The sequence below is a fragment of the Tenacibaculum discolor genome, from assembly GCF_003664185.1.
Classification (GTDB): Bacteria; Bacteroidota; Bacteroidia; order Flavobacteriales; family Flavobacteriaceae; genus Polaribacter; species Polaribacter discolor.
Genome location: NZ_RCCS01000004.1, coordinates 288,765 through 308,563 on the forward strand (window position 1 = coordinate 288,765; position 19,799 = coordinate 308,563).

The window sequence follows — 19,799 nt, forward strand, 5'->3', positions numbered from 1 at the left end:
TAGGAATATATTAACAGTTCTTAACAGTTTTCACAAAATCACCAATTCCTTCAACTCCCTTTTTTTCTAGCTCTTTTATAAAAGCTGAACCAATAATTGCTCCGTTTGCATATTCACAGGCAGTAGAGAATGTTTTATGATCTGAAATACCAAAACCAACAATGAGCTTACTTTGTAAATTCATTGTTTGAATTCTTTTAAAATAATTGATTTGTTCTTCAGAAACTTCGCCTTTAGCACCTGTAATAGATGCTGAAGCAACTACATAAATAAAAGCATCTGATAAAGAGTCTATCTTACGGATGCGTTCATCTGAAGTATGCGGTGTAATTAAAAACACATTCGTAATTCCGTAGTTTTTGAATAACTGTTGATAATGGTTCTCGTATTCAACCATAGGTAAATCGGGAATAATGACAGTATCAATTCCGCAATCTTTTACTTTTTTACAGAATTTATCTTCTCCATATTTAATAATTTGGTTCAAATAGCCCATTAATACCAAAGGCGTTTTATTTGAATCTTTAATCGACTCTAATTGCTTAAAAACAACATCGAGATTCATGCCATTTTTCAATGCTACATCACTACTATGCTGAATAGTAGGACCATCAGCCAATGGATCAGAATATGGCAAACCTACTTCTATAAAATCTACACTGTTTTTACCTAACTCTTCAATAATTTTAGTTGTATCGTCTAATTTTGGAAAACCTGCTGTAAAAAAAATTGATAGTAAATCGTTTTCTTTTTGATTGAATATATCTTGAATTGAGTTCATTTCTAATAGCTTTTAGCCATTAGCCAGAGGCTATTAGCTTAAATGTTTTATATACGTTTCTAAATCTTTATCTCCTCTACCTGATAAATTTACCACCACAACTTGATCTTTTTGTAAATTCATTTTCGGTAATACTGCCAAGGCATGCGCACTTTCTAACGCAGGAATAATTCCTTCTATTTTTGTTAGCTCGTAGGCTGCATCTAAAGCTTCCTTATCAGTAGCATTCATAAACGTTGCGCGTTCTGTTTCATGTAAATAAGCATGCAAAGGACCAACTCCTGGATAATCCAATCCTGCTGAAATCGAATACGGTTCTACAATTTGTCCGTACTCATCTTGCATTAAAATGGTTTTACTTCCATGAATAACTCCTACTTCTCCTAATTGTGATGTCGCAGCACTTTCTCCAGAATTCACTCCTAATCCTGCTGCTTCAACTGCGATTAATTCCACTTCTTCATCCTCTAAATAATGATAAAAAGCACCTGCAGCATTACTTCCTCCTCCTACACATGCTATAATAGTATCTGGATTCTCTTTACCTGTTTGTTCTTTTAGCTGTACTTTCATTTCTTCTGAAATTACTGCTTGTAAACGTGCTACCATATCCGGATATGGATGTGGCCCCACTACAGAACCTATTAAATAATACGTATCTGGGTGTTGAATCCAATAACGAATCGCTTCATTGGTGGCGTCTTTTAAGGTTTTACTTCCACTCGTTGCAGCGACTACTGTTGCTCCTAGCATTTTCATACGTGCTACATTGGGTGATTGACGTTTAATATCGGTTTCTCCCATAAAAACAACGCACTCTAAGCCCATTAATGCACACACTGTTGCTGTAGCCACTCCATGCTGACCTGCCCCAGTTTCTGCTAAAATTTTAGTCTTCCCTAAATGTTTTGCTATTAAAATCTGACCAATGGTGTTATTTACTTTATGCGCTCCTGTATGATTTAAATCTTCTCGCTTTAAATAAATAGTCGCTCCGTATTTCTCTGATAATCGTTTTGCTAAATACAACGGACTCGGACGACCAACATAGTGTTTTAATAAGTCTTTATATTCTTGCTGAAAAGTTTCAGACTCTATAATTTGTATATAATTGTCTTCTAACTCTTTTACATTTGGGTATAACAATTCTGGAATAAATGCTCCTCCAAATTGTCCGTAATACCCGTTATTATCTGGTTGAAATTTCATATGATTAGCTTTTAGCTGTTAGCTTTTGGCAATAAGCCTTAAACTGTTCTATTTTTTTTACTGATTTTATCCCTGGCTTTGTTTCAAACTTACTGTTCACATCAATGGCATAACAATGCTTAGATGCTGACGTTTTAAAAAACATGGTTAACTCATCTACTTCTTCCAAACCTATTCCACCGCTTAAGAAGTACCCTTTTGTTGAGTTATAATCTTTTAAAACTTGCCAATTAAATGTTATCCCATTTCCTCCTCGCTCTTTTCCTTTAGTATCAAACAAAAAGTAATCAACTACTTCTTCGTACGGTTTTAAAAGCTCAAAATTGAATGCTCCTTTAATTCCAAATACTTTTATGATTTCTACTTTTGGTAGATGTTGTTTTAACTCATTAATATACGCTACAGATTCATCTCCATGCAACTGAACTGCTTCTAACTGATATTCTTCAACTAATGAAACTACTATTTCTACATATTCATTTACAAAAACGCCTACTTTTTTGATTCCTTTGGGTAGTTTCGGAATGATACCTTCAAAATTTCTTGGAGATTTTTCATAGAAAATAAAGCCTAAATAATCAGGTTGTAATTCAGCTACTTGCTGAATATTTTCTACAAACTTCATCCCGCAAACTTTTAGTTTCATATTATCTAATTTGATCGATAAATTCTTGACATGCTTGTCCAGGGTTATCTGTTTTCATAAAATTTTCTCCTATTAAAAAACCATGAAAACCATGTTCTTTTAACCCCGTAATAATTCTTGGATCAGAAATTCCGCTTTCAGAAACCTTCACAACAGTATCAGGAATTTGATTTGCTAAGTTGATAGAGTGTTCTAAATCAACTTCAAATGTTTTTAAGTTTCTATTATTAATTCCTATAATTTTATTGTCTAAATCTCCTATTTTATCTAAGTCTTCTTGTGTATGTACTTCGTACAATACCTCTAAACCTAAGTCTGTAGCTAACTGTCCGTAATTTTTCAATTGTTCTGGCGTTAAACAAGTAGCTATTAGCAAAACAACATCAGCTCCAATAGCTTTTGCTTCCACGATTTGAAATCCGTCAACAATAAAGTCTTTTCTCAAAATTGGTTTTTGTTGGTTGATAATTCTCGCTTCCATCAAATCTGCCATCGTTCCTCCAAAGAAAGAAGTATCGGTTAAAATAGATTGTGCTGCTACATTAGCATCTAAATATCCGTGGGTTACTTCTGCAACTGTTGACTTGTCATTGATAATTCCCTTGGAAGGTGATTGACGTTTAAACTCGGCTATAATTCCTGTTGAATATGGCTCTAACAATGATTTTTTTAACGAGATTGGTTGTCTTTTAAAATTTGGACTCTCCACCAGTTTTTTAACAGCAACCTCAGCTTTTATTTTTGCTACTTCTTGTTTTTTAAAGGCTATTATTTTATCTAGTATTGTCATATCAATTATAAATTATGATTTTTTAATTATGAATTACGAATTGTCTTTTGGATGCTTCCTATTATTTTAAGTATTTCCTCTGTATCATTTAAAAATGATTGTGCTGTATCTTTTGAAAGAAAACCAGTGTCTTTTAACAAACGAATCCAATAATGTGTTTCTCTTGCTTCTTTATATGCTATGGTTAGTTTAGCATAAAAATCTTTTCTGCTCTGCCCACCAATTGCTTCTTCTATATTCGCTCCAATTGATGTACCTGAACGTAATAATTGTTTACTTAAAACGAACTCCTTTCTCTCTTGTGATAAATGTTTGTACAAGTTCACAGTTCTCACAGCAAAATCATAGCTCTTTTCCTGAATAATATTACCCTTTTTCATAATTAACAATTTATAATTCGTAATTACTAATTCGTAATTAATTTATTTAAACATTCTTTCGCTTTTAACCCTAATAAAGAGTCTTTTGCTTCTTCAAAAGCAGTTTCAAAACTCTTCTCTTTATCAAAGGTTTTTAAAGCAAAAGCAGCATTGGTTAATACCACATTGTTTTGTGCTTCTGTTCCTTTTCCATTTATAATATTCACAAATATTTCGGCAGCTTCTTTCACTGTATTTCCTCCAAAAATAGCAGATGGAGCAATTTGTCGTTGTCCTAAATCGGACGGGGAAACTTGTTGCTCTGCTTCTTTTGTAAATAATTTAAAATCTCCTGTGAGTGAAATTTCATCATACCCGTCTAGTGCGTGTACCACCCCATAATTCACATTCGATTGCTGTAACATATAATTGTATACTCTTGCCACTTCTAAATTGAATACGCCCACCAACTGATTTTGTGGTCGACTCGGATTTACCAACGGACCTAACATGTTAAAAAATGTTTTTACTCCTAATTCTCTTCGGATGGGAGCCACTACTTTCATCGCTGGATGAAATAATGGCGCGTGTAAAAAACAAATATTCGTTTCTTCTAACTGACGCTTTAAAGTTGATTCATCGTTTGTAAAGTTATACCCTAAAAACTCTAACATATTGGATGATCCTGATGCTGAAGACACTCCATAGTTACCGTGTTTTGCAACTTTATGTCCTGTTCCTGCTACGATAAATGAGGTTAATGTTGAAATGTTAAATGTGTTTTTTCCATCACCTCCTGTTCCACATAAATCAATGGTGTTAAAATCTGACAAATCTACTTTTATTGCTAATTCCAACAAAGCTTCTCTAAACCCTGACAATTCATCAACTGAAACTGGACGCATTAAAAACACTGTAATAAATGCAGCTATTTGCGAAGCATTATATTTTTCTTGTGCAATGTTCATCAACACTTCTTTCGATTGTTCTTTCGTTAATCGTTTTTGTTCAAATAAGGTGTTTAGTATTTTTTTCATTTCTCTTTTTATTTTTCTTAGAATGAAGCAGTTCTCTTATAACAAATTTCTTGCTCCGCTCGAAATGACATTATTTATTTACACTTTCTATAAAATTCTGAATCATTTTTTTCCCTTCTGGAGTTAAAATACTTTCGGGATGAAACTGTACTGCTTCAATTGTAAATTCTTTATGTCGCAGTGCCATAATACTTCCGTCTTCATCAATTGCTGTTATTTCTAATTCCTCTGGGAAATTGTTATGAGAGGCAATCCAAGAATGATAGCGTGCTGCTTCAAATGTTTCTGGAATACCTTTAAAGGTTGTAGTGTCTTTTTTAGTCACTTTCATTTCAGTAGCAACTCCATGAAACACATCATTTAAGTTTTCTAACTCCCCACCAAAAACTTCAGTAATTGCTTGCAGCCCTAAACACACTCCAAAAATTGGAATTTTACCTGCATAGGTTTTAATTGTTTCTTTTAAAATACCCGCTTCATCTGGAATTCCTGGTCCCGGAGATAAAATAATAGCATCATAAGTTTTTATTTCTTCTACAGAAATTTCATCGTTGCGATATACATCAGGCAAAGTACCCGTTATGTCTTCTACATAATGCACCAAATTATAGGTAAACGAGTCGTAATTATCTAATATTAATATGTTCATTTCTTTAGCTTTTGGCTCTTGGTTATTAGCAAAAAACTAACAACTAAAAGTTAATTTATATTTCTTCTGCTAACACTAATGCTTTTTTTAATGCTGCCAATTTGTTATTTACTTCTTGTAATTCGTTTTCTTCTTTTGAGTTGATAACGATTCCCGCCCCTGCTTGATAATACAACGTATTATTTTTACTTACAAAAGAACGAATCGCAATTGCTTGATTTACATTCCCGTTCAAACCGATAAACCCAACACATCCCCCATAAAACCCACGGGTTTGATTTTCATACCTATCAATTAATTCCATCGCTTTATATTTAGGAGCACCGCTCAAAGTCCCTGCAGGAAAAGTATCTCCCACAATTTCTATAGGGTTCCCCGTAATTTTACCTGTAACCGTAGAAACTAAGTGAATTACATGACTAAAATACTGTACCTCTTTATAAGTTTCAACTGTTACATTGGTAGCGTGTTTGCTTAAATCGTTTCGAGCCAAATCAACTAACATTACATGTTCCGCATTCTCTTTCGGGTCATTTGCTAACTCTTTTGCTAACTCCCTATCTTTCTCGTCATCTCCAGTTCTTCTAAAGGTTCCTGCAATTGGATTAATAATTGCCTGACCTTCTTCTATTTTAATTTGCGCTTCAGGTGAAGATCCCATCAACTTAAAGCTTCCGTAATCAAAATAGAATAAATAAGGCGAAGGGTTTATAGAACGGAGTGCTCTGTACACATTAAACTCATCTCCTTTAAATTGTTGCTGGAATTGGCGAGACAATACTAATTGAAAAACATCTCCTCTTTTACAATGTTCCTTTGCTTTGGTTACACTTTGCTTAAATTCTTCATCTGTTATATTCGAAGTTTCTTCTCCTTGAAAAGCAAAGTCGTATTTTGCAAAAGATTGAGAGTTTACCAAGTTTTCAATTTCAGATAATCGAGACTCTTCTCCTTCAGGAATATTTTCTATCAATATCATTTCGTTCTTAAAATGATTGATTGCTACTATAAATCGGAAAAAACTATATTGTAATAATGGAATTTCAGAAGGTGCTTTTTTAGAATTAAATCGAATAGTTTCAAAATATTGTACAGCATCAAAAGTAGTGTAACCATACAATCCATTAAATGATTTAATCTCCTCTGAACAATCTACAGAAATAACATCACTATAGGCATCAAACTTCTCATAAAAATCTCTTTGAATAGCTACTCTTTCTAATTCTTCTTTTTGGTAAGACAGTACTAGCTGATCTTCTTCTGCCTTAATTGTTACCAATGGTTCTATACATAAAAATGAATAGCTATTTTCTTTACTGTGATAATCTGAACTTTCTAACAGCAAACTATTTGCATATTTATCTCTTGTTCTTAAATACAAGCTAACTGGCGTAACCATATCTGCCAATTGTTTTTTTGCTATTGTTTTAAAAGTAATTTTTTTCATTTCATTTAATTTGTAAAAACAAAAAAGGCTTATCATGAGATAAGCCTTTTCGTTGTATTATAGATATAACAGTATGGTCTCACTAACGTAAGTTATGAGTTTTCCACCACCAGTTATTTAATTGTTGATTCATCATTATGCTACAAATGTATAAAGTGATTTTGATTTTACAAACTTTTCTTTCAAATTATTTATTACAACTAAAAAACAGTAAGCTTATTTGAGCAAACAGGCAACAACAAGTTTCATTTTAACACAAAAAAAATATTTATAGTTTTAATTTATAATTATATTTAATTTTTACCTTACAATTAAAAAACATTCCTCTGTTATTTGTACCAGAAATAAACCAAAAAGAATAGAATTAAAAAATATTATTATGTGTGGAATTGTATGTGCGTTTGATTTAAAACAACCTTCAGATAAACTGAGACCTCAATTATTAGAAATGGCTAAAAAAATTCGCCATAGAGGTCCAGATTGGAGCGGGATTTATAGTGATGAGAAGACAATTATGGCACATGAGCGATTAGCAATTGTTGACCCTGCCTCTGGACAACAGCCTCTATTTAGCCATGACCGTAGATTTGTTTTAGCTGCTAATGGAGAAATATACAATCATAAAGAAATAAGAAAACAACTTAAGGAACAACATGAGTTCTTAACAAAATCTGACTGTGAGGTGATTCTTGCACTTTATAAAGAAAAAGGTGTGGAGTTTTTAGATGATTTGAACGGAATTTTTGGTTTTGCCGTATACGATTCTATAACCGACGAATATCTAGTAGCTCGAGATCACATGGGGATAATTCCTTTATACATGGGATGGGACAAGCATGGTACTTTCTATGTAGCTTCTGAATTAAAAGCTTTAGAAGGAGTTTGTAACAAAATTGAAGTATTTCCTCCAGGTCATTATTACACACGTGAAGATGGTTTACAACAATGGTATTCTCGTGATTGGATGGAATATGAAGCTGTTAGAGACAACCAAACTTCTATTGATGAAGTTCGTGATGCGTTAGAAGCCGCTGTACATCGTCAATTAATGAGTGATGTTCCTTACGGAGTTTTATTATCTGGCGGTTTAGATTCTTCCATCACCTCAGCTATTGCTAAAAAATATGCGGCTAAGCGTGTAGAATCTGGTGATAAAGATGCTGCTTGGTATCCACAATTACACTCATTCTCTATTGGTTTAGAAGGGTCTCCAGATTTAGCTGCTGCTAAAAAAGTCTCTGAATATATTGATACTATTCATCATGAAATCACTTTTACCATTCAAGAAGGTTTAGATGCCATTCGTGATGTAATTTACAACTTGGAGACCTATGACATAACTACAGTTCGTGCATCTACCCCTATGTATTTAATGGCGCGTGTTATTAAATCTATGGGAATAAAAATGGTACTATCTGGTGAAGGTGCTGATGAACTTTTTGGAGGGTACTTATACTTCCATAAAGCTCCAAACTCTGAAGAATTTCACAAAGAAACTGTACGCAAATTAGACAAATTATATCAATATGATTGTTTACGTGCAAATAAAAGTTTGATGGCTTGGGGAATTGAAGGTCGCGTACCGTTTTTAGATAAAGAATTTATGGATGTTGCAATGCGTATTAATCCAGAAGATAAAATGATTAACGGAGAACGTATGGAAAAATGGGTATTACGTAAAGCTTTTGAAAGCTACTTACCTGAAGAAGTGGCTTGGAGACAAAAAGAACAGTTCTCTGATGGTGTTGGATACAACTGGATTGATACTCTAAAAGAAGTTGTAGAAGCTGCTGTTACTGATGAAATGATGGCAAATGCCTTACATCGTTTTCCCATCCAAACACCAAGAGCAAAAGAAGAATATTATTATCGTTCAATATTTGAAGAACATTTCCCTAGTGAAACAGCTGCTTTAACAGTACCCTCTGTTCCTTCAATTGCATGTAGTACACCTACTGCATTAGCTTGGGATAAAAGTTTTCAAAACCAAAACGAACCCTCAGGTAGAGCTATAAAAGCTGTACATGAAGACGCATACTAAGAAAAATTCTTAGTTTTTTTCAAATTTTAGTTGTGATTAAAATCTCGCTTTAGCGGGATTTTTTTATACAAAAACCTAAAACTTTGTTAAAGTAAATTCTTTGAATCATTTTTTATAGTAATAAGAACAATTTTAATAACAATTTCATTTATTTGATGTTAATTTTGTTCTTCCTCAAAAACCGAATTATTACTCATACTCCTCGTTTTTTTTAACAATCACTAAAACTTAGTATTATGAAGAAATTTGTATTTGGTTTGCTCTTTCTAGGTCTAACCATCCTAGTACATTCTCAAAATAATGGAGTCGCTAAAAATATTATTTTAGAACCTGTAACCATTAAACCATTAAACCTAAGCTATCTTAACGAGGTACAACACAAAGACACACCCGAGCTAGTCAAAAACCTAGAAAACGAAGCTGCTAGGTATGACATTACTGAAGACCCTATTTTTGATAGAGAGTTTGAAGCTTATGAAGTTATTTTTAGAACAAAAAAAGAAGGAGGAACAACTGGATTAATAACAGCTACTTACGATTCTAATGGTAAAATTATGAGTTCTATTGAACGTTACAAAAACATGCTACTACCTAAAGTTGTGAGAACTGCTATTATAAATAAATATCCCGGATGGTCTATACATAAAGATGTTTACCTTGTAACTTACAGAAACAATAGTAACTCAAAAAAAGTATTTAAAGTTCAAATTAGGAAAGATGAGAAACGAAAAAACTTAAAACTAGATTATGATGGTAATATTCATTAAGAAATGAGTTTCAATCATAACAGAACAAAAAGTATTTTACACCTTAAGTAAAATACTTTTTAAGTCTTTTCCCCTATTTACTAGGGGTTTTCCCTTTTTCCCTCAAAGCTAACAACTTATCCAGTTTCTATTTGTTAACTTTACATATGTCGGTTTATTTGATTCAACATATAACTAATAACAACACTGCTATTGATTTAGCTGTTGCCTTTTACTCTAAACTTCAACAGAATCTCGTTAAAAAATGTATTAACTGCTGGATTGACCGCAAAAAAAATAGTGTTTTTTATCTTATAAAAGCTCCTGACAAGAGATTTATACAAAAATTATATTATAAATCCATTAATTTACACCCTTACAAAATAACTCCTGTTAATAACCATTTAGTTTATGCCTTCCTAAAGAGTGTACGAAAACTTAAAGCGATACAGTCTAAATCATTATACCCTCCAAAAAAACATTCAGTAATTTTTCTAGCTCAAACATTCAATAAAAAAACATTTTTATTGAATAGAACAAAAGCTCTTGAGTCTTTATCGTTTAAAAAAGCTATTATCCAAAACTTAATCACCTCTTATAAAGGGCATCAAATAGAAGATAGCGAAAACATTATAGCTTCATTTCACTCTTTTAAAAATGCTTTGGGCTGCACGGTTTCTGTGTTAGATAAACTAAATAAAAGAGCAGACAATACTTCTACTAAAATTATTTTATATGCATCATTACATAACAATAAAGAAACCACTTTTACTCAAATAATTCCCAAGTTAACAAAACTACTTTATCTTATAAAAAAGAAAGAACAACTTATTGTTTCTTCAAAAACAATAAACATGCACCCTTCTCTTTCTAATTTAAAAAAAATTTACTGGTTAACTCCCGAAAAAGAGTCCTTCATATTGTCTTTAATGGAAATACTTTCAAAAAATTATCATAAACCTAAATTTAAAGTTTCTGATATCTGCACCTTAATGATGATGTCTAAAACTAAACTATATAGAAATTGTAAAGACATTACAGGAAAATCTATTAACCGACTCTTAAAAGAATTTCGACTCTTAAAGTCTATAGATTCCATAACAATGAGCTCTTCAGCTATAAACCAAATTTCAACAGATGTAGGCTTTAATAGTAGCTCTTACTTTTCCAATTGTTTTAAGAAAAAATTCGGTATCTGCCCTAAAGAACTCTCTAAACAAAAATACTCTTCCCTTTTTCCTTACAGCATACAACTATAAACATCTTGATAAAACTATTCAGTAATAAAAAAAGCATCCTGAAAATTCAGAATGCTCTTTAATTTACTTATCCTTTACCTTTTTTAATTTGGCGCAATATAAAAAGGAGATAAGTTTATTTTTGCATTTCTTCTAGCACCATAATAATTATAGTAACTTTTATTCTTTTCAATTGTATAAAATGAGTCTACATAATCATCATTATTGGCGTACCAACTATCAGGCATCGCTTGAATTATAGCTCCTGCTACTTGCCCTAAAACACTAACCCAAGGTTGCGTTGAAACTGTTCCTATTATTTGAAAAACACCATTTACAATAGCAGATACTAAGTCTTTATAATTAGTATTATCATCTTTTTCAAACAATTGAATATTTGCAGCTTGATATTGGTAATCATCCCAAAACAACATAACTTGATTTGGATAATAATCGGTATCATCATGATCCAAATAATACATAGGTATCACCTTAATTTCAGGATTATTATTATCATCTTTAATACCTGATGTTACCGCATACACTTCAGCAGCACCACTAATCCACGGCTCTTCATCGTCATTCAATCTAATTTTATCTAGTTTTGTAGTTTCTAAACCTGTACCTCTCGCAGATTGAGTATTCAAATCAAATGAAGAATTTAAAAACCTATTATTCTGAACTCCACTCTCTTGAAGATACTTATTCATGTAAGCTACTTCCTTTTTTAAAGTCTCAAAACCATCAGTCTCAATAACAATAACTGTTTGACTAGGGGCTTCTTTAGGGTCTAAATAAACAAGCTCCTTATTCATAGTGTAAGCCTCAACCTTAGTCCATGTTTTTTCATCTCCTTCTGGAGCATAAGAAAATAACACATCTGAAAAGTCACCCATGTTTTTTTCATTATGCATCCAAACTTCTAATATTTCAATCTTTTCAGGAGCAGCTCCTTTCGATGCTCTACCTTCTAACATCATAGTTTTAGATGACAACAATTTGTACGCTTTTTCAGTACTTACTAAATCAGATGTTCTTTCTAAAATTTTGGACATTGCAACACTTGGCTGTTGATTTTTCAACATTTCAACTGTAGCTTCTTTAAAACTTTGGTTTTTCATCAAATCAATAAACTGCATTGTAATTTCTTTCTTGTTTACTGAATTTGACAATTCTTCTTGAACAATGTTTTCAGGATTTTCAATTAATTCTTCTGAACTATTACAGCTCATAAATAACATTGAAGCAAATAAAGCTCCTAATAAAATTCGGGGGGTTTTCATTTTTTAAAAATTTTAATTTATTAATACTAAATTCAATATTAACAAAAAACACAACAAAAACCTTAAAAAATGTTAATTTTTTACATATAATTAACCAAATTGCTATTTAAAAATATTTTAAACACATTTTTTTAACACTAAACAAACAATACCCTAACCTAACTTTTATAAAACGTATTTAAAGCCATACAAGCAATTTTACTGAAAAAAAAATTACAACACCTACTCTACTTCCTATTAAATTTAATTTAAGAAGCTTTTTAGCCTTTTTAAGAGCTTTTTTTATTTTTAAAGCAACTGTTAATAAACTCTCGTAAAAACCGCTTAAAAACTTTATTTTAAGGTATAAAATTTGTAAATTTGTAAGACAACTACAGTCGCTTTCGAGCGATTTTTTTATGATAAAGATTTTAATTTAATTCTCTTTATAATGAGCGAAGAAAAAAAACATAATTATTCTGCCGATAGTATTCAGGCACTAGAAGGAATGGAGCACGTACGTATGCGCCCTTCCATGTATATTGGAGATGTTGGAGTGCGTGGTTTACACCACTTAGTATACGAGGTAGTAGATAACTCTATTGATGAAGCTTTAGCAGGTCACTGTGACGCAATTGAAGTTACTATTAACGAAGATAACTCTATTACCACAAAAGATAACGGTCGTGGTATTCCTGTAGGGATTCATAAAAAAGAAGGAGTGTCTGCTTTACAAGTAGTAATGACAAAAATTGGTGCCGGTGGTAAGTTCGACAAAGACTCATATAAAGTTTCTGGAGGACTACACGGGGTTGGAGTTTCTTGTGTTAATGCACTTTCTGATCATTTAACCGCAACCGTACACAAAGACGGTAAAATCTGGCAACAAGAATATGAACGTGGTAAGACTTTATATCCAGTAAAAACTATTGGAGAAACCGACTTTACAGGAACAATCGTTACCTTTTTACCAGATAAATCAATCTTTCAACAGACAACAGAATACAACTACGATACCTTAGCAACTCGTATGCGTGAGTTAGCATACCTAAATAAAGGTATTACTATTACGTTAACTGACAAACGCAATAAAGATGATGAAGGCAATGATATTGTTGAAACATTTCATTCTGAAGAAGGTTTATCTGAATTTGTTAAGTTCTTAGACGGAACAAGAACTCAAATCATCCAAGATGTAATTTCTATGGAAGGTGAAAAAAATGGTATTCCTGTAGAAGTTGCAATGGTATACAATGATTCATATGCCGAAAATTTACACTCATACGTAAACAATATTAACACACACGAAGGAGGTACACACCTATCAGGTTTCCGTCGTGGTTTAACTCACACATTAAAAAAGTATGCAGACGAATCTGGTTTACTTAAAAATGTAAAGTTCGAAATTGCTGGTGATGATTTCCGTGAGGGATTAACAGCAATTGTATCTGTAAAAGTAGCTGAACCTCAATTTGAAGGTCAAACAAAAACAAAACTAGGTAACCGTGAAGTAAGTGCTGCTGTATCACAAGCAGTTTCTGAAATGTTAACAGACTACTTAGAAGAAAACCCTAATGACGCTAAAACCATTGTTCAAAAGGTTATTTTAGCAGCGCAAGCGCGTCACGCAGCACGTAAAGCTCGTGAAATGGTACAGCGTAAAACAGTAATGAGTATTGGTGGTTTACCTGGTAAATTATCAGACTGTTCAGAAACTGATCCTGCTCAATGTGAAATTTTCCTTGTAGAGGGAGACTCGGCAGGAGGTACTGCAAAACAAGGTCGTGATCGTAACTTCCAAGCAATTCTTCCTTTAAGAGGTAAAATCTTAAATGTTGAAAAAGCAATGCAACATAAAGTTTTTGAGAACGAAGAAATCAAAAACATGTTTACTGCTTTAGGTGTTTCTATAGGTACAGAAGACGATCCTCGCGAGTTAAACTTATCTAAGTTACGTTACCATAAAGTAGTTATTATGTGTGATGCCGATGTTGATGGTTCTCACATTGCTACTTTAATTTTAACATTCTTCTTCCGTTACATGCGTGAAATGGTTGAACAAGGATATATTTATATTGCTACTCCTCCTTTATATTTAGTTAAAAAAGGACAAAAACGTGAGTATGCATGGGATGACAATCAACGTGATTTAATTGCTCAAAAAATGGGTGGCTCTGTAACTATTCAACGTTATAAAGGTCTTGGAGAGATGAATGCTGAACAATTATGGGACACTACCATGAACCCTGAGTTTAGAACATTACGACAAGTTACTATTGATAACTTAACAGAAGCAGATAGAATTTTCTCTATGTTAATGGGAGATGAAGTTCCACCACGTAGAGATTTCATAGAAAAGAATGCAAAGTATGCTAATATTGATGCATAAAATATTTTCTTAACTTTAAAAAAGCTCAATAATATTATTGAGCTTTTTTTTATTTTATATTTTTACCGTTTAAAACAACACCCTCATAATTATGAAAAAAATTCTTTTACCACTTTTAACTTTAATGGTAAGCTTTAGTGTTAAAGCTCAGGAGTTAGAAACTATTTTATTAGCAAAAGAAGATGCTAGCAAATTAACAAATGCTTATTTAGATCCTGCTATGAAAGGTTTTATTTACAGCATGAACAATGGTTGGTATCACACTGCTAAAGTTCATAAAAAATTTGGTTTTGACATTTCTATAGGAGCAAATGCATCTTTTATCCCTTCTGAGGATGAAATGTTTAATCTAACGAAAATAGGACTATCTAACAACACTACCTATAACCAAAACACTACAGCTACAGTTGCCGGAAGTAACTCGATAACTCCTGCTGAATTAACATACACAACTACTATAGATGGACAGCAAGTTGAAGCCAACTTTACTATGCCTGAAGGTATTAAAGAAGACCTACCAGCAAATGCTGTACCCGCACCATCTGTTCAGGTAGGACTAGGGCTTCCTTTTAAATTTGAAGCAATGCTTAGATATTCTCCTAAAGTAGGTTCAGACGATGTAAAAGGAGGATTATTTGGTATCGGTGTTAAAAAAGAAATCACAGATTGGTTCGGTCCAATGGACAAGACTCCTTTACATGTTTCTTTATTAGCCGCCTACACAAATATGAATGTAGATTATACTATTGGTGATGTAAATGGAGACATTGAAGCTAGAAATGCTGTTACAGAATTTAGATTAAATTCATATACTGTTCAAGCTATAGCTTCTTTAAACTTTCCTATTATCAATATTTATGGAGGTGTTGGATATAACGGAGGTAACACAAGCTTAGACATGAGAGGAGATAGTTTTTACGCGAACTATTCTGCGCCTTTAGGTACAGAAAGAGAGAATCTTGGAACAAACCCACTATCTCTTAGCTCTAGTTCTGGAAGTTTTAACACTACTTTGGGTGCTCGTTTAAGTTTAGGTTTCTTTAAAATCTTCGGAAGTTATACCTTACAAGAGTATAACTCTGTTAATGCAGGTATTGCTTTTAGCTTTAGATAAAACTCACTTTATAAAATGCATAATAAAAAAATCCTATTTAGCTAAATAGGATTTTTTTAATCTCTATATTCGCAGCTAATTTTTATTTTAACAAAATTTTAACCTCTTAATTTTTAAGTGTTATGAAAACAAAATTATTCTTATTATTTCTATTAACCTCTTTATTAGCGTCCGCTCAAAAGGCCCCTGATCACACACTTACTCTTGACAGTAAAATCAGTGACGTTTACCTGCACAACCTAACAGGAATCCCTGTAGTTACTACAGATGGTGCTGTATATGGAGTTAATGGTGAAACAGGTCAAAAAATATGGGAGTTCAAAGAAAGTGGTTTTATTAAAAACCTTAATGCTCTTGGTCAAGACGGAGGATCTTCTTTTAGTGAAGTAGCATTATCTCCATTCGGAAAATTTGATCAAACAATTTTCAACATCAAAACTGGTCATAAAATTTTAGACGAAAAGACCAATGGATACAAAGGAATTTTTGATAATAAGTTTGTTTTTGGTAAAAATGCTATTTTATTTTTTGCAAAAACTGATAAAACTGAAGCTAAGCTATTTTTAACTAGTATTGAAAATGATAACATCATTTGGGAAAGCTATATAAAAACCAATAAGAAATTAGGAAGCTTATTATTAGGAGGTGCAGGTGCTTATAACTTTATCCAAAACGAAGATAAAATTGCTTTTACAGCTGGAAAAACTGTTTTTTTAATTAACAAATCTGATGGTAAAGTTATATTATCAGAAAAATACGACGCTGGTAAATTGTTTTTCACAGAAGATAATAAGTCTTTAATCGCTGTTGAAAACAAAAGTAGTTCTCTAGTGGGAGGAGCTATTAAAGCTGGATTTACAATGGGATTATCTTTAATAGGTAAAAAAGTAATTGGTAAAGAACTTATTGCTTTTGATGTAAATTCTGGTAAAGAAGCTTGGAAAAAGCCTATTAAACTAGATGAAGGTTTTGTAGACTATCAATTTGAAGATGGAAAACTATTCCTTATCCATGAAGACGGAGCTAAATTATTTGATTACCACACAGGTAAAGAAGCTTGGAAAAAAGAATTCAAAAGAAAGAAAGTTAAAGGTATTGAAAAAACTGATGAAGGTTATATAGTTTACTATAAAAACAAAAAACATTTAGTAGACAATACAGGTAAAAAAGTATGGAAAAGACCCCAAAAAGTTATTAAAAATGTAGATTTCGAAGTAGACGATGAAGAAGAGTTTACTACATTCTCTTACGACAAGGGTACCATTTTCGTAACTCCATATAGAATTGAGTATTTTGAAAACGGAAAAGAAAAGAGAATTTACAAAATAAACTTAGATGGCAAAAGCGACAAACTTACTTTTGACAAAAAGAACAATAATCTAATTCTTTTGAGCAAAAAAAGGCTTTACATTTTAAACCCAGACAAAGGACTTGGAAAAGACCAGGTAAAAAAGATTGATTTCCATAATAAAAATGACATTAATCTTGTTGAACCAAGAGATAATGGATATTTCATTAATGGAAATTGGGAATATGTCATGGTAAACCTTGAAGGAAACCTTATTAAAAAAGAATATTTTAAACAACCAGGAGAAGGACTTCGTCATCTAAAAAACATTGGATCAGCAGCTATAGCACTTAATGGAATGGCTTCTCAAGTTTCTGGTGTTACAAATGCTGCTGTAGGTGGTACATTATATAGCACAGAAGCGTTTGTTGGTGAACAAAACCTATCAAGGAGAGGTAGCAACTTATACGACAAAGGATACAATCAATATCAAAACGGACAAGATATGATTGATATCGCTAATAAATTATGGGACGGAGACCGTTACAATGCTTTTAAAGGCACTAAAAATAATGCTTTCTTCTACGCTAACAAAGGAGGGAAAAAAGTATTAGTACAGGTTAACAAAGACTCTGGTGACACTGTTGAAACATATGAATTTGGTATAGATAAACCAAAATACAAAATTGACAAACCTGCTAAAAAGATTTATTTTTCTAAAGGAAAAGACTTAAAAATATTTAGCTACAACTAACAATATAAAACCTGTTGAAATATCAACGGGTTTTTCTTTTATATCCATAGTCAAATCGCTATTTTTGTGCATCTTGTGCGGATTCCGCACTTATAAACATAATTAATTACAAAAAAACATATATAAAATGAAAGTAACGGTTGTAGGAGCAGGTGCTGTAGGTGCAAGTTGTGCTGAGTACATTGCTATTAAAAATTTCGCTTCTGAAGTTGTTTTGGTTGACATTAAAGAAGGTTTTGCTGAAGGTAAAGCAATGGACTTAATGCAAACTGCTTCTTTAAATGGTTTCGATACTAAAATTACAGGAACTACAGGAGATTATAGCAAAACTGCTGGATCAGACATTTGTGTAATTACTTCAGGAATCGCTCGTAAACCAGGAATGTCTCGTGATGAGTTATTAGGAATCAATGCTGGTATCGTAAAATCAGTAGCTGCTAGTTTAGTTGAACAATCTCCTAATACAATTATCATCGTAGTATCTAACCCAATGGATACAATGACATATTTAGTACACAAAGCAACTGGATTACCTAAAAACAGAATTATTGGTATGGGTGGTGCATTAGACTCTGCTCGTTTCAAATATCGTTTAGCTGAGGCTTTAGAAGCTCCTATTTCTGATGTTGACGGAATGGTTATTGGTGGGCACTCTGACAAAGGAATGGTACCTTTAACTCGTTTGGCTACTCGTAACTCTGTTCCTGTATCTGAATTCTTATCTGAAGAAAGATTAGAACAAGTAAAACAAGACACAAAAGTAGGTGGTGCTACCTTAACAGGTTTATTAGGTACTTCTGCTTGGTATGCTCCAGGTGCTGCTGTATCAGGTTTAGTACAAGCAATTGCTTGTGACCAAAAGAAAATCTTCCCTTGTTCTGCTTTATTAGAAGGAGAATATGGTTTATCAGACTTATGCATCGGTGTTCCTGTTGTATTAGGAAGAAACGGAATTGAAAAAATCGTTGAAATTAACTTAAGCGAAGAAGAAAAAGCTGCTTTAACTTCTTCAGCTGAAGCTGTTAAAAACAACAATACTGCTTTAACTTTCTAATAAGTTAATACTGTATAATATAAAAATCCTGAGTAGTCTTATTACTCAGGATTTTTTTTATAAACTTTTGTTAAAATTCCTATAACTGTGTAAGATTTCGCTAATATAAACGTCTTTATAGTAGAGAAGCATTAGTAGTGTTTCTTTTCATAGTTTTTCATAGCAATTTTCCCACTTCATTCTTGAAGTGGGTTTGTTTTTATATACTATACAGCTTGCTGCACTACTTCAAACAATTCCCCTCCCTCACATTTAATCACCTTCTGTTTAAATTTCACAATTAATTGGTAGTCATGAGTTGCCATAAGAATCGTTTTTCCACTTTGATGAATTTCATTTAACAACTCCATTACTTCTAATGAAGTTTTTGGATCTAAGTTCCCAGTTGGCTCATCTGCTAAAATTAATTCAGGATCGTTTAATAATGCTCTTGCTATTGCTACACGTTGCTGTTCTCCTCCTGACAACTCAAAAGTTTTCTTGTAGTACTTCTCCTTCATTCCTACCTTATCTAAAACCTCATGAATTTTATCTTTCATTTCAGTTTTATCTTTCCAACCAGTTGCCTTTAACACAAATTCTAAATTCTCAAAAACATTTCTATCGTTTAATAATTTAAAATCTTGAAAAACAATTCCTAATTTTCTTCGTAAAAAAGGAATATCACTTTCCTTCATTTTCTTTAAATCAAAATCAACTATACTTCCTAAACCGCGTTGTAAACGTAAATCTCCATACAAGGTTTTTAACAAACTACTTTTCCCACTCCCAGTTTTACCGATTAAATAATAAAAGTCACCTTTATTTAGTGTAAAGTTTACTTTTGACAACACTAAATTATCTTGTTGATAAATATCTGCATTTTCAAGGTGTAAAACAGGGTTTTCCATGGAGTATAGTTTTTTTACAAATCTAAAATTTTATAACGTAATTCTGTAACATTTCTTACTTTTGATAAAAAGTCTCCCAACAAAAATAAAAAACTAACGTTATAG

Annotated in this window: 17 protein-coding genes; 7 read left to right on the plus strand and 10 right to left on the minus strand. The window is 32.4% G+C overall.

The window, feature by feature from the left end:
* Nucleotides 1-10: 10 nt before the first annotated feature.
* The 8 genes from trpA to C8N27_RS01875 form a co-directional block, all read right to left on the minus strand.
* Nucleotides 11-781, minus strand: coding sequence for a tryptophan synthase subunit alpha (trpA, locus tag C8N27_RS01840; protein ID WP_121146056.1), 771 nt, complete (start codon nucleotides 779-781; stop codon nucleotides 11-13).
* 33 nt (nucleotides 782-814) lie between these two features.
* Nucleotides 815-1,990, minus strand: a complete 1,176-nt coding sequence (gene trpB / locus C8N27_RS01845) for a tryptophan synthase subunit beta (RefSeq protein WP_121146057.1) — start codon at nucleotides 1,988-1,990, stop codon at nucleotides 815-817.
* A gap of 4 nt (nucleotides 1,991-1,994) precedes the next feature.
* Nucleotides 1,995-2,636: a phosphoribosylanthranilate isomerase gene (locus tag C8N27_RS01850; protein WP_121146058.1), complete on the minus strand. Its 642-nt coding sequence runs from the start codon at nucleotides 2,634-2,636 to the stop codon at nucleotides 1,995-1,997.
* Between the two features lies 1 nt (nucleotide 2,637).
* Entirely contained in the window at nucleotides 2,638-3,426 is a 789-nt protein-coding gene (trpC, locus tag C8N27_RS01855) for an indole-3-glycerol phosphate synthase TrpC (protein ID WP_121146059.1), read from the minus strand.
* A 26-nt stretch (nucleotides 3,427-3,452) separates the two neighbouring features.
* Complete coding sequence (locus tag C8N27_RS01860; protein ID WP_120186414.1) at nucleotides 3,453-3,806, minus strand: four helix bundle protein; 354 nt, start codon at nucleotides 3,804-3,806, stop codon at nucleotides 3,453-3,455.
* Between the two features lie 26 nt (nucleotides 3,807-3,832).
* Nucleotides 3,833-4,822 carry an anthranilate phosphoribosyltransferase gene (gene trpD, locus C8N27_RS01865; RefSeq protein WP_121146060.1) on the minus strand — a complete coding sequence of 330 codons (990 nt, stop codon included), beginning with the start codon at nucleotides 4,820-4,822 and terminating at the stop codon, nucleotides 3,833-3,835.
* A gap of 70 nt (nucleotides 4,823-4,892) precedes the next feature.
* Nucleotides 4,893-5,471, minus strand: a complete 579-nt coding sequence (locus C8N27_RS01870; protein WP_121146061.1) for an anthranilate synthase component II — start codon at nucleotides 5,469-5,471, stop codon at nucleotides 4,893-4,895.
* A 55-nt stretch (nucleotides 5,472-5,526) separates the two neighbouring features.
* Nucleotides 5,527-6,918, minus strand: coding sequence for an anthranilate synthase component I family protein (locus C8N27_RS01875; RefSeq protein ID WP_121146062.1), 1,392 nt, complete (start codon nucleotides 6,916-6,918; stop codon nucleotides 5,527-5,529).
* Between the two features lie 379 nt (nucleotides 6,919-7,297).
* On the opposite strand from C8N27_RS01875, the gene asnB reads away from it, so the two are divergent.
* From asnB to C8N27_RS01890, 3 genes are all read left to right on the plus strand, one after another.
* On the plus strand, nucleotides 7,298-8,959 hold the full coding sequence (asnB, locus tag C8N27_RS01880) for an asparagine synthase B (RefSeq protein ID WP_121146063.1): 1,662 nt from the start codon (nucleotides 7,298-7,300) through the stop codon (nucleotides 8,957-8,959).
* A 236-nt stretch (nucleotides 8,960-9,195) separates the two neighbouring features.
* On the plus strand, nucleotides 9,196-9,726 hold the full coding sequence (locus C8N27_RS01885; RefSeq protein ID WP_121146064.1) for a hypothetical protein: 531 nt from the start codon (nucleotides 9,196-9,198) through the stop codon (nucleotides 9,724-9,726).
* Between the two features lie 506 nt (nucleotides 9,727-10,232).
* Nucleotides 10,233-10,964, plus strand: coding sequence for a helix-turn-helix domain-containing protein (locus C8N27_RS01890; protein WP_167444711.1), 732 nt, complete (start codon nucleotides 10,233-10,235; stop codon nucleotides 10,962-10,964).
* A gap of 83 nt (nucleotides 10,965-11,047) precedes the next feature.
* On the opposite strand, the gene C8N27_RS01895 is transcribed toward C8N27_RS01890, so the two are convergent.
* Nucleotides 11,048-12,226, minus strand: a complete 1,179-nt coding sequence (locus C8N27_RS01895) for a DUF3103 family protein (protein ID WP_099215981.1) — start codon at nucleotides 12,224-12,226, stop codon at nucleotides 11,048-11,050.
* 430 nt (nucleotides 12,227-12,656) lie between these two features.
* Here C8N27_RS01895 and gyrB point away from each other — a divergent pair, with 430 nt between their 5' ends.
* From gyrB to mdh, 4 genes are all read left to right on the plus strand, one after another.
* Entirely contained in the window at nucleotides 12,657-14,594 is a 1,938-nt protein-coding gene (gyrB, locus tag C8N27_RS01900) for a DNA topoisomerase (ATP-hydrolyzing) subunit B (protein WP_099215980.1), read from the plus strand.
* A gap of 91 nt (nucleotides 14,595-14,685) precedes the next feature.
* The gene (locus C8N27_RS01905) at nucleotides 14,686-15,708 is read left to right on the plus strand and encodes a DUF6588 family protein (RefSeq protein ID WP_121146065.1); all 1,023 of its coding nucleotides are present in this window, start codon (nucleotides 14,686-14,688) and stop codon (nucleotides 15,706-15,708) included.
* A 122-nt stretch (nucleotides 15,709-15,830) separates the two neighbouring features.
* Entirely contained in the window at nucleotides 15,831-17,750 is a 1,920-nt protein-coding gene (locus tag C8N27_RS01910) for a PQQ-binding-like beta-propeller repeat protein (protein WP_121146066.1), read from the plus strand.
* Nucleotides 17,751-17,877: 127 nt separating this feature from the next.
* Complete coding sequence (mdh, locus tag C8N27_RS01915; protein WP_121146067.1) at nucleotides 17,878-18,804, plus strand: malate dehydrogenase; 927 nt, start codon at nucleotides 17,878-17,880, stop codon at nucleotides 18,802-18,804.
* A gap of 206 nt (nucleotides 18,805-19,010) precedes the next feature.
* Here mdh and C8N27_RS01920 read toward each other — a convergent pair whose 3' ends face one another.
* Nucleotides 19,011-19,694 carry a cell division ATP-binding protein FtsE gene (locus C8N27_RS01920; protein ID WP_099215976.1) on the minus strand — a complete coding sequence of 228 codons (684 nt, stop codon included), beginning with the start codon at nucleotides 19,692-19,694 and terminating at the stop codon, nucleotides 19,011-19,013.
* Nucleotides 19,695-19,799: the final 105 nt, after the last annotated feature.